The sequence below is a fragment of the Humibacter antri genome, assembly GCF_054777235.1.
The window spans coordinates 61,395-72,225 of the sequence record NZ_BAAHAW010000027.1; the positions used below are offsets into that span (position 1 = coordinate 61,395).

The 10,831-nt window shown below is 67.2% G+C and carries 8 protein-coding genes; 4 read left to right on the forward strand and 4 right to left on the reverse strand.

What is annotated here, in order from left to right; all coding sequences use genetic code 11:
* Positions 1-136: 136 nt before the first annotated feature.
* Positions 137-2,143 carry a S53 family peptidase gene (locus ACYVDK_RS12285; RefSeq protein WP_460522099.1) on the forward strand — a complete coding sequence of 669 codons (2,007 nt, stop codon included), beginning with the start codon at positions 137-139 and terminating at the stop codon, positions 2,141-2,143.
* Positions 2,144-2,345: 202 nt separating this feature from the next.
* Here the strand turns inward: ACYVDK_RS12285 and ACYVDK_RS12290 are convergent, their stop codons facing one another.
* Positions 2,346-2,642: a DUF503 domain-containing protein gene (locus ACYVDK_RS12290; RefSeq protein ID WP_460522101.1), complete on the reverse strand. Its 297-nt coding sequence runs from the start codon at positions 2,640-2,642 to the stop codon at positions 2,346-2,348.
* Positions 2,643-2,665: 23 nt separating this feature from the next.
* Positions 2,666-3,052 (reverse strand): type II toxin-antitoxin system VapC family toxin, encoded by a 387-nt coding sequence (locus ACYVDK_RS12295; protein WP_460522103.1) that lies wholly within the window; start codon positions 3,050-3,052, stop codon positions 2,666-2,668.
* A 397-nt stretch (positions 3,053-3,449) separates the two neighbouring features.
* Here ACYVDK_RS12295 and ACYVDK_RS12300 point away from each other — a divergent pair, with 397 nt between their 5' ends.
* Complete coding sequence (locus tag ACYVDK_RS12300) at positions 3,450-3,803, forward strand: iron chaperone (protein WP_460522105.1); 354 nt, start codon at positions 3,450-3,452, stop codon at positions 3,801-3,803.
* A gap of 20 nt (positions 3,804-3,823) precedes the next feature.
* Here ACYVDK_RS12300 and ACYVDK_RS12305 read toward each other — a convergent pair whose 3' ends face one another.
* Together ACYVDK_RS12305 and ACYVDK_RS12310 are read right to left on the reverse strand one after the other, a co-directional pair.
* Entirely contained in the window at positions 3,824-5,191 is a 1,368-nt protein-coding gene (locus ACYVDK_RS12305; protein WP_460522107.1) for an NAD-dependent succinate-semialdehyde dehydrogenase, read from the reverse strand.
* A gap of 465 nt (positions 5,192-5,656) precedes the next feature.
* Positions 5,657-7,192 (reverse strand): helix-turn-helix domain-containing protein, encoded by a 1,536-nt coding sequence (locus ACYVDK_RS12310; protein ID WP_460522109.1) that lies wholly within the window; start codon positions 7,190-7,192, stop codon positions 5,657-5,659.
* 235 nt (positions 7,193-7,427) lie between these two features.
* Here ACYVDK_RS12310 and aceA point away from each other — a divergent pair, with 235 nt between their 5' ends.
* Both aceA and aceB read left to right on the forward strand, forming a co-directional pair.
* Entirely contained in the window at positions 7,428-8,855 is a 1,428-nt protein-coding gene (gene aceA / locus ACYVDK_RS12315) for an isocitrate lyase family protein (protein WP_460522111.1), read from the forward strand.
* A 160-nt stretch (positions 8,856-9,015) separates the two neighbouring features.
* On the forward strand, positions 9,016-10,719 hold the full coding sequence (aceB, locus tag ACYVDK_RS12320; RefSeq protein WP_460522113.1) for a malate synthase: 1,704 nt from the start codon (positions 9,016-9,018) through the stop codon (positions 10,717-10,719).
* Positions 10,720-10,831 lie beyond the last annotated feature (112 nt).

A 10,831-nucleotide genomic window follows, 5' to 3' on the forward strand; every position in this document is an offset into this window, starting at 1 on the left:
GCTGCCGATCGATCCGGCATTCGATACAGCTCGAGACTGTGTCCCCCTTGTGAGGGACGTGGGCGCGGGCATAGTGTCCGAATCGTGTGCGCCCGAGGGGTGGGTGCGCGAAAGGGAATCGAAGGGAACCGATCGGATGACCATACGAGTCGGCCGGCGTGCGCTCACAAGGCGCGCTACGGCCATCCTTGCCACGGGGGCGAGCATCGTCGCTCTGTCTGCCGTGGGAATGCCGGCGGCCAGTGCCGCCTCGCGCGTCGACTATTCCGGCTCGGTGCCGGCCTGGGCGACGAGCGCCAACGAGAGCGGATCGCCCGCGGCCGACACCACGGTCGAGGGCGAGCTCTACCTGCACCTGCGCGATGAGCAGGGAGCGACGAACCTCGCGATCGCCGTCTCCACGCCCGGAACCAGGCAATACCGGAACTGGTTGAGCCCGCGGCAGTGGATCTCCCGGTACTCGCCGACCCAGAAGACCTACGACGCCGTGGTCTCGTATCTGAAGTTGCAGGGGCTGATGATCACCGGAACTCCGGCTAGCAGGCAGTACGTCGTGTACCGCGGCACACCGGCGCAGTTGAACTCCGCATTCGCCACGACGCTGCACACGTACGCCCACGATGGGCACCAGCTGGTGGCGCCCTCGAGCGCGCCGTCGCTGCCGTCGGATGTCGGAACATCCGTCAGCGCCGTCAGTCTCGACCAGTCACGCATGCTGACGAAGCCGGACTCGATCCAGCAGGGCGACATCCCGTCTTCGAGCGCACCGACGACGCCGCAGAGGCAGATGCGCGAAGCCACCACGCCGACCGTGAACGCTCCGTGCTCGACCTACTGGGCGCAGAACACGGTGACCGTTCCGCCCGCGTACAACGGACAGACGCAGTACCCGACGAACATCTGCGGGTACGTGCCGAAGCAGTTGCGCTCCGCGTACAACCTCGACGGCTGGTCGCGGTGGGGCATCAACGGCTCAGGGCAGACCGTCGCGATCATCGATGCGTACGCCTCGCCGAGCATCGAGTCCGACGTGAACCAGTACTCGGCGCAGAATGACGAGCCCACGCTCAGCCGCGGCCAATACACGCAGATCGTGCCGGATCCGAGTCAGTTCAGCGACACGGCACTGTGTCAGGAGCCCAGCGGCTGGCAGAGCGAGCAGACCCTCGACGTCGAGTCGGTTCACGCCATCGCGCCGAAGGCGAAGGTGCTCTACGTCGGCGGGTTCAACTGCGGCGGCGGTCTCGACATCGCGATGTCGAAGATCCTCGACAACAGACTCGCCAACATCGTCAGCAACAGCTACGGCGATGTCGGGGAAGATGTTCCGGCCGATGTGATCGCGGGCGAGCAGAACCTGCACATCCAGGCAGCCGGCGAAGGCATCGGGCTGTACTTCTCCAGCGGTGACAACGGCGATGAGGCTGCGAGCCTGGGTTATGCGTCGCCGGACTTCCCGGCATCCTCGCCCTACGTCACCGCCGTCGGCGGGACCTCGATCGGCGTCGATCAGAACGGCAAGCTGGTCATGGAGGTCGGCTGGGGTGACCAGGCCGACGTCATTCAGAAGGATGCCGCGGGCAGCCTCTCGTACACCGATCCGCTTCCCGGCACGCTTTTCGCGGGCGGTGCGGGCGGTGGAGTCAGCGCGGTGAACGCCGAGCCGGCCTACCAGAAGGGCGTCGTGCCCGACTCGTTGTCGAACGGCAAGCGCGTATCACCCGACCTGGCCGCGCTGGCCGATCCGTACACCGGGTTCGAGATCGGTATGTCGCCGATCACCGACAACACCACGCTCGGTACCGGTGACTACATCAACGAGACGTACGGCGGAACCTCGCTGGCGTCTCCGCTGACCGCCGCCCAGATGGCGTTGGCGCAGCAGCTGACCCACTCGACGATCGGGTTCGCGAACCCGACGCTGTACGGGCTGGATCGCATTCTGCCGGGATCGTTCCGTGATGTGCAGCCGCCGTCGCAGGAGGTCGCGGTCGTCTACACCAGCAAGACGAGCGGACGGTCGTTCCTCATGACGCTGAACCACGACACCTCGCTGAATGTCACGAAGGGATACGACGACGTGACCGGCATGGGCGCCATGTCGTTCGACCTGGCGCATCTGCTGGCGCAGGGCAAACACTGATCCCATCAGAAGAGGCGACGGGCCGGTCCTTCGGGATCGGCCCGTTCGTCGTGCGGGCCGTCGACGTCGGCCCGTAGCGCCGTCGAGACTGCGGCTACTGTGCCGAGGCTGCGGACGTTGACCATAGCCTCGGTCGTCTGGCCATAGCTTCGGTGGACCGTTCGAGTCTCGGCGGGAGTGGCCACGAGGGAAGAACGAGGGCTCAGTCGTCGCTGGAGTGCAGGCCGTGGTGCGCGGCGAGCAAGGTGACCTCTGGATGCTCGTCGGCGAGCATCCGTTCCGCGCGGCTCAGCACATCGCGCACGTGCGCGGCGTCGCGGGCGACGACGGCGACGCCGATCGTAGCCCGGCGGTGCAGGTCGAGCGTGCCGACCTCGGCCACGGCCGCCTCCGTGCGTCGGGCGAGCTCGGCGATCAGCGGCTTCACGACGGCGCGCTTCTGCTTGAGCGAGTGCACGTCGCCGAGCAGAACGTCGAACTCGACCCAGCCGATCCACATCGGATCGAGTCTGGCACGGGGGCTCAGCCCTCGCTCAGCGGATGGATCGGCAGCCCGAGCGAGCGTGCCGCGCCCGTGAGCTCTCGGTCGAAGCTGAGCACGCCGGTGATCGTCTTCGCAATGCCGTGGGCCGTCGCGAGGTGCAGGGCACCCAACGTTCGCAACCCGCTGTGCAACTGGACCGCCGAGTCGAGAGTCTCGTCGTCCAGGGGCAGCAGAGACACCCGCTCGAGGAGTTCGCCGACGTTCGCGGGTTTCAGCTTCCGCCGGTCTGCGACTGCATGAAGCTCCACCGCCAGAAGCCGAGACGACGTCAACTTGGCGTCGTGCGCGAAGAGCTCCTGTACTGCCTCGGTCGCTCGTTCCTCGAGCAGGGCCTTGACGGCGGCGGACGTGTCGAGGTAGATCACGAGTGATCCCTGCGGATGTCGTCAAGGATCTCCTGCGACGAAACGTCGCTGTGAATCGGGGCGAACGGCAGTGGACCGCTTTTCGTAGCGAACCTCACCTTGCCCGCTGCGACGAGCTCTTCCCATCGCGACATGGGCTCGGCGGGGCGGATCTCCGCAATCGGCACACCGCGCGGTCCGTGATCGTCAGTCGTTCGCCGGCCGCGACACGGGCGAGCACGCGAGCGGTCTGCTGATTGAGTTCCGTCTTCGTCACGCGTCCCATCCCAGCAGTCTAGCCGTACCTACTAGAATTAGTAGATCAGATCCGTGGACATCGCACTCGCCGTGCCCGCGGTGGAGGACTGGTCGATGGGCGCCGTCGCCATCCGGGTCAGGCGACGGTAACGTGTGCGGCATGGGCGAGGTCACCGACTACTACGCCACGCTTCCGGCGGAGGTGCGCAAACTCTTCGACGGCATCCGGCTGCGAGCTCTCGAGCTGGTGCCCGACGCGGTCGAAGGCCGCAGCTACGGGATGCCTGTACTGCTTTATCGCGGCAAGGGACTGATCTCCACGATGCAGGCCAAAGCTCACCTGGCGATCTATCCATTCAGCGGCAAGGTCGTCGCACGAGTAGCCGACCGTCTTGCCGGCTACTCGCACTCGAGCGGTGCGATCCGGTTCAGTGTCGAGCATCCGCTGCCTCCGGATGTGCTCGACGACGTCCTCCTGTTCCGCGCCCAGGAGGTTGACGGGAACGGCTCCTGATCCCTGCCGCCGAAGTGGCCTCAGCCGATGCGGATCAGCTTCTTGTTCACGAACTCGTCGGCGCCCAGCCGTCCCATTTCGCGCCCCGTGCCCGACCGTTTGACACCGCCGAAGGGCAGTTCGACGCCATCGGCGAGTACGACGTTCACGAAGACCATGCCGGCCTCGATCTTGCCTGCAACGCGCTGCGCCTGCTCGGGGTCGGTCGTGTACACGTAGGAACCGAGACCGAACGGGATGTCGTTGGCGACCTCGACTGCTTCGTCTTCGTCGGCCACACGGTACACGGATGCGACCGGGCCGAAGAACTCCTCCTGTCGTGCCGGGTTGTCGGCTGCGATGTCGGTGAGAACGATCGGCGCGAAGAAGTTGCCGCGGCGCTCGCCGGTCGCGTGAAGCGTCGCGCCGTTCTCGACGGCTCGGTCGAGCTGGTCCTGCAGCCGCTCGGCTGCTGCGGTGGACGAGAGCGGCCCGAGCGGCGAGTCCGGGCTCGTCGGATCGCTCGGCTGGGACTGCGCGAGCTTGGTCGTGAGCTTCTCCACGAACGGCTCGTAGAGGTCGTCCACGACGATGAAGCGCTTCGCCGCGTTGCAGGACTGACCGCTGTTGTCGAGGCGCGCGGCGGCGGCATCCGCTGCGACCTTGTCGAGGTCGTCGGCCGACAGCACGATGAACGGGTCGGAGCCGCCGAGTTCGAGCACGACCTTCTTGAGGTTGCGCCCGGCGATCTCCGCGACAGCGGCGCCGGCGCGCTCTGAGCCGGTGAGCGAGACGCCCTGCACGCGTCGGTCGGCGATGACCCACTCGATCTGCTCGTTCGTCGCGAAGATGTTCGTATAGGCGCCGTCCGGGAACCCGGCGTCGTGGAAGATCCGCTCGATCGCGAGGGCCGACTCGGGGCATTGCGGGGCGTGCTTGAGCAGGATCGCGTTGCCGATGATCAGGTTCGGCCCGGCGAAGCGTGCGACCTGGTAGTAGGGGAAGTTCCACGGCATGATCCCCAGCAGCACCCCCAGCGGTGTGCGGCGGATGATCGCCGAACCCTCGCCCGCGAGCAGCTCGATGGGCTCGTCCTCGAGCACCTCGGGCGAGACATCCGCGTAGTAGCGGTAGATGTCGGCGGCGAAATCGACTTCGCCGTATGCCTGTTCAATGGGCTTGCCCATCTCGCGCACGATGATCGCGGCGAGCTCGTCGCGACGCTCCGAATGCAAGTCACCGACCTTGCGGATGAGCTCCGCACGCTCGGCGGGCGTGGTACCCCGGCCCCACGTGCGGTAGGCGGCATCCCCTCGTCTGATCGCGTCGCGCAGCTGTTCGTCGGTGATGGTCGGGTATTCCTTGACGGTCTCGCCCGTCGCAGGGTTGACCACGGCGTAGTCGCTCATGGGAATCCTTTCTCGCCGCTGGGCTACCTCGTCCGTGCGGCACTCCTGCCAGCCTAGGCAACGGGATTGCCGGCCGGGCAGACTTCGGCGTCCGGAATGACGGACGGCGGTGGGCGATTCGTCCGCCGTGGCCGAACCGCGACAGTCGGGAGGTGCGCGAATACGCTCGATCGGACGACGAAGGCAGGCGGACGGCGGGGCGAGACCGATGATGAGGGCGGACAGGCAGGTCGCGGGCGGCATCCATGCTGGTGCGGTCGATGCGGTATTCCGTGGCGGGCGGTTCTTCACCGCGGGCATGGCATCCTCTGCCAGCGGCGGCGTCGCAGTGAGCCCTCACCGTGGGTTGAGCCCTCACCGTGGGTTGAGCTTGTCGAAACCCGTACGCCCTCACTGTGGGTTGTGCCTGTCTGAACCCGTGAGCAGCTGGTTTCGACCCTTCGGCAGGCTCAGGGCGGGCCAAGCTCAACCAGCGGGGGGAACGGGCGCGTGCGCCTGCAGGAACTCGTACACCTCGGTCTCATCCACTCCCGGGAAGCTGCCGGTCGGCAGCGCGGCAAGCAATGAGGTGGGAGTGCGCGCGGCGGGCCATGCATAGGCTGCCCAGGCATCCGCCAACTCGGTCGGCGCTCTGCGACAGCAGCCCTCGTCGGGGCACCGCGAGGAGGCGCGGTTCGCGGTGTCGCGGCCGCGGAACCACTTGACGTGTGCGAACGGCACGCCGACGCTGACTGAGTACTCGCCCTCCTTGGCCTTCTCGATGCGCGACGTGCACCAGTAGGTGCCGGTGGGGGTGTCGGTGTACTGGTACCACGGACTGAACCGGTCGGATGCCTCGAACACGGTGCGCGCCGTCCAGTTGCGGCACACCGTCGTGCCCTCTACCGCGCCGGTGGCATCCGACGGAAAACGCACCGAATCGTTCTCGTACGCCTTCACGATGGTGCCCGACTCGTGCACCTTCATGAAGTGCACCGGAATTCCCAGTCGTGTCGTGGCGAGGTTGGTGAAGCGGTGCGCCGCCGTCTCGTACGAGACCGCGAAGGCATCGCGCAGATCCTCCATCGAGATGCGGTGAAGGTTCTTCGCTTCGCTGAGCTGACGAACGGCATCCCTCTCCGGCAGCAGCACAGCAGCGGTGAGGTAGTTGGTCTCCACGCGCTGGCGCAGGAAGTCGGCGTAGCTGCGCGGCTCGTCGTGCCCGAGCACCTGGCTGGCGAGCGCCTGGAGCACCGGTGAACGGGAGTCGCGCGACGACGACTGCTGCACCGGCAGGTAGACCCGGCGGTTGCGTCGGTCGGTCACCGAGCGGGTGGCGTAGGGCAGATCGCCCACATAGTGCAGGCTGTAGCCGAGGCGGGCGGCGATGTCGCTCACCGTCTGCTGCGACACCGGCCCTCCGGTGTGCCCTGCCGCCTCCAGCAGTTCGCATGCCTGACGCTCCAGTTCCGGATAGTAGTTGTCGCGAGCGCGCATCTCCGCTCGTAGTTGCGCGTTGGCCCTTCGCGCCTCCTCGGGGGTGGAGGCGCGTTCCCGATGCAGGCGCTCGATCTCGCCGTGCAGGCCGAGCAATGCCTTGAGCACGTCGTCGCTCATCGACTTCGCTGCACGGATGCCCGGCAGCCCCAGTGAGGCGAACACCGGCCCGCGCACCGCACGTTCGACCGCGATCTCCAATGCCGCGCGCTCGTTCGGCGCCTCAGGGCGCACGAGTTCATCCACCGACGTGCTCAGCGATTCCGCGATTCCGCGCAGCATGGAGAGCCGGGGCTCCCGCTTGCCGTTCTCGATCATGGACACCTGCGACGGCGCGCGGCCGATCGCCGTGGCGAGGTCGTCGAGCGTCATGCCGAGACGCTGACGACGCTCCCGGATGCGGCGACCGAGAGTGAGGGCATCCAGTTCGTTCGGCTCCGCCGTGTGCACGGTGGTGGTGGAGGCGGCACCGGCCCGAGCGCTGCCGGTGCGCACACGTGCGGCCTTGCCAACTGCGGTGATCATGTGCCGATGCTGCCATCCAGAGGGGTGCACGTCAGACTCAAGTGCGCAGAAGAACGACGATTCTTCTGCGATTTGCGGAGAAGCAAGGGTATTTCCGGTGCGCAGAAGTCACGCACACCTTCTTCTTTCGAATCCGGGATCGGAACGTCGCGGCGGACGCAGTCTTGTCGCAACGAATCCGCCGGCCGCACAGAAGGCGACCGAGGCGTGACGACCAGACGCGAAGGAGACCACGATGACCGAGCAGAACGCGAGCGGGCCGCGAGACGAGCGGCGGAGCATCCGCCCGGGCGATCAACGGCAGACGGCAGCGGAGCTGCAGCTGGAGTGGAGGGCTGATCCTCGCTGGGACGACATCCGCCGCGACTACACGGCCGACGACGTCGTCGCACTGCGCGGCCGGGTCGTCGAGGAGCACACTCTGGCACGGCGTGGAGCGGAGCGTTTGTGGGAACAGTTGCAGCGCACCGAGATCCCGGCTCCCGACGGCACGTGGGCGAGCGAACCGCGATGGGTCGCCGCGCTCGGCGCCCTTACCGGCAACCAGGCCGTGCAGCAGGTGCGGGCCGGCCTGCAGGCCATCTACCTCTCCGGGTGGCAGGTCGCGGCCGACGCGAACCTGTCGGGTCACACGTACCCCGACCAGAGCCTGTACCCCGCGAACTCGGTGCCTGCGGTCGTGCGACGCATCAACAACGCGTTGCTGCGCGCGGACCAGATCGACGCCACTTCGGGGTCGGTCTCAACCCTTCGGCAGACTCAGGGCGGGCCAGGCTCAACCAGCGGAATCGGCTCGACCGGCGAGGGCATCGACTGGATGGCGCCGATCGTCGCGGATGCCGAGGCCGGCTTCGGCGGACCGCTCAACGCGTACGAGCTGATGCGCTCCATGATCGAGGCGGGCGCAGCCGGCGTGCACTGGGAGGACCAGCTGGCCAGCGAGAAGAAGTGCGGGCACATGGGAGGCAAGGTTCTCGTGCCCACCTCGCAGCACATCCGCACGCTGAACGCGGCACGGCTCGCCGCCGACGTCGCCGGGGTTCCCACCATCGTGATCGCCCGCACGGATGCCCTCGCCGCCACGCTGCTCACCAGCGATCACGACGAGCGCGACCGCGAGTTCCTCACCGGAACGCGCACGGCGGAGGGGTTCTACGAGGTGCGGGGCGGCATCGACCCGGTCATCGCTCGCGGGCTCGCGTACGCGCCGTACGCCGACCTGCTGTGGGTGGAGAGCTCGAAACCCGATCTCGAGCTCGCCCGCACGTTCGCCGAGCGCATCCACCAGGACTTCCCGAACAAGCGGCTGGCGTACAACTGCTCGCCGTCGTTCAACTGGAAGCGGCACCTGGACGACGACACCATCGCACGGTTTCAGCGCGAGCTGGCCGCGATGGGGTACGCGTTCCAGTTCATCACGCTCGCCGGCTTCCATGCCCTCAACCACTCGATGTTCAGGCTCGCCCACGACTACTCGCAGCGGCAGATGAGCGCGTACGTCGAACTGCAGGAGGCCGAATTCGCCTCCGAGCTCGACGGCTACACGGCCACCCGCCATCAGCAGGAGGTCGGCACCGGCTACTTCGACCGGATCGCCACGGCCTTGAACCCGTCCAGCGCCACGCTCGCGCTGGCCGGCTCGACCGAGCAGGCCCAATTCTGACCCACTCCCGCTTCCCGCGGGTTGAGCGTGTCGACCCCCGCGGGTTGAGCTTGGCCCGCCCTGAGCCTGCCGAAGGGTCGAAACCCAGACCTTCTGGTTTCGACGAGCTCGACCGGCGGTACCTAGACGCGACAGGCAGTACCTAGACGAAGGAACGACCATGAACACCATCGACAACCACGAGCCCCGCATCGAGGTGACCGCGCCTCCGGGCGACCGATACGACGAGATCCTCTCGCCGGGTGCGCTCGGCTTCCTCGCCGAACTGCACGATCGTTTCGCCGCGCGCCGTCACGAGTTGTTGGCCGACCGGATGCGCCGCCGCGCCGACATCGCGAATGGTCGCGATCCGCAGTTCATGCCCGAGACGGCATGGATTCGCGACGACCCGACCTGGCGCGTCGCCGGAGCGGGCCCGGGGTTGGAGGACCGCCGGGTCGAGATCACCGGTCCCACAGATCGCAAGATGACGATCAACGCGCTCAACTCCGGCGCGAAGGTCTGGCTCGCCGATCAGGAGGACGCCACCAGCCCGACGTGGGCCAACGTGATCGAGGGACAGCTCTCGCTGTTCGACACGTTGCGCGGCGCGATCGGCTACATCAGCCCCGAGGGCAAGCAGTACCGGGTCACAACCGAGCACACGCCCACCATCGTGATGCGTCCGCGCGGCTGGCACCTCTGTGAGAAGAACCTGGGGTTCATCGACCGGCAGGGCCGCAGCCTGCCGGCATCCGGAAGCCTGGTCGACTTCGGCCTGTACTTCTGGCACAACGCGCAGCGTCTGGTGGATGCCGGCCGGGGCCCGTACTTCTACCTGCCGAAGATCGAGCACCATGACGAGGCACGGCTCTGGAACGAGGTATTCCGCTTCGCGCAGGAACGCGTCGGGATGCCCGTGAGCACCGTGCGCGCGACCGTGCTGATCGAGACGCTGCCGGCCGCGTTCCAGATGGAGGAGATCCTCTACCAGCTGCGCGAGCATTGTGCGGGACTCAACGCGGGACGCTGGGACTACCTCTTCAGCGTGATCAAGACCTACCGCTCCCGCGGTCGCGCCCACGTGCTGCCGGACCGTTCCCAGCTGACCATGACCGTGCCGTTCATGCGCGCATACACCGAACTGCTCATCTCCACGTGTCACAGGCGCGGCGCATATGCCATCGGAGGCATGAGCGCGTTCATCCCGAATCGCCGCGACCCGGCGGTCACGGAACGAGCACTCGCCAAGGTCTCCGAAGACAAGCGGCGCGAGGCGCGCGACGGGTTCGACGGCACCTGGGTGGCGCATCCGGACCTGATCGCAACTGCTCAGGCGGAGTTCGACGCCGTGCTCGGCGACACCCCGCATCAGTTGCAGCGCACGCGAGAGGAGGTGCGGGTGCAGGCATCCGATCTGCTCGACTTCAGCGGGGCGGGCGGCGGGGTGACCCTGGCCGGTGTTCGCGATGACATCTCGGTGACGTTGCGATACATCGAGGCCTGGCTGCGCGGCACCGGTGCTGTCGCGATCGACAACCTCATGGAGGATGCCGCGACCGCGGAGATCGCCCGGTCGCAGCTGTGGCAGTGGATCGAGAACCAGGTGGTCACGAGCGAAGGCGTGCTCGTGGACGTGCCGCTCATCCACAAGTTGCGTGACGAGATTCTCGTCGAACTGCCCCGCACGCCGGAAGATCGGTTCGACGAGGCCTCCGACGTGCTGGAGCGGGTGGCGCTGCGGCCGGAGTACCCGGCGTTTCTCACTGTCGTGGCCTACACGCGGTACCTCGACGAGCGCGGCAGCGCCGAGGCGGCGACGGAGGCGGCGCGGGAGCATTCACCGGTTCCGGCGCCTCGGGAGGCAGCTGCGGTTGCAGCCTGAAGGCTTCCGCCGCGCGGTTTCGACCGCGCGCTTTCAGTCGCATGGGTCTGCTGCACGGATAGGTGACATCTGAGCTGTCTGGTCGTGAGACTGGGCTGGAAGGATGTCAGGA

Coding starts and splice junctions, on each gene's coding strand:
- ACYVDK_RS12290 (WP_460522101.1), bottom strand. CDS start 2,642: ATGTGGATCGGCTGGGTCGAGTTCGACGTTCTGCTCGGCGACGTGCAC.
- ACYVDK_RS12300 (WP_460522105.1), top strand. CDS start 3,450: ATGGGCGAGGTCACCGACTACTACGCCACGCTTCCGGCGGAGGTGCGC.
- ACYVDK_RS12310 (WP_460522109.1), bottom strand. CDS start 7,192: ATGATCACCGCAGTTGGCAAGGCCGCACGTGTGCGCACCGGCAGCGCT.
- ACYVDK_RS12305 (WP_460522107.1), bottom strand. CDS start 5,191: ATGAGCGACTACGCCGTGGTCAACCCTGCGACGGGCGAGACCGTCAAG.
- aceB (WP_460522113.1), top strand. CDS start 9,016: ATGAACACCATCGACAACCACGAGCCCCGCATCGAGGTGACCGCGCCT.
- aceA (WP_460522111.1), top strand. CDS start 7,428: ATGACCGAGCAGAACGCGAGCGGGCCGCGAGACGAGCGGCGGAGCATC.
- ACYVDK_RS12285 (WP_460522099.1), top strand. CDS start 137: ATGACCATACGAGTCGGCCGGCGTGCGCTCACAAGGCGCGCTACGGCC.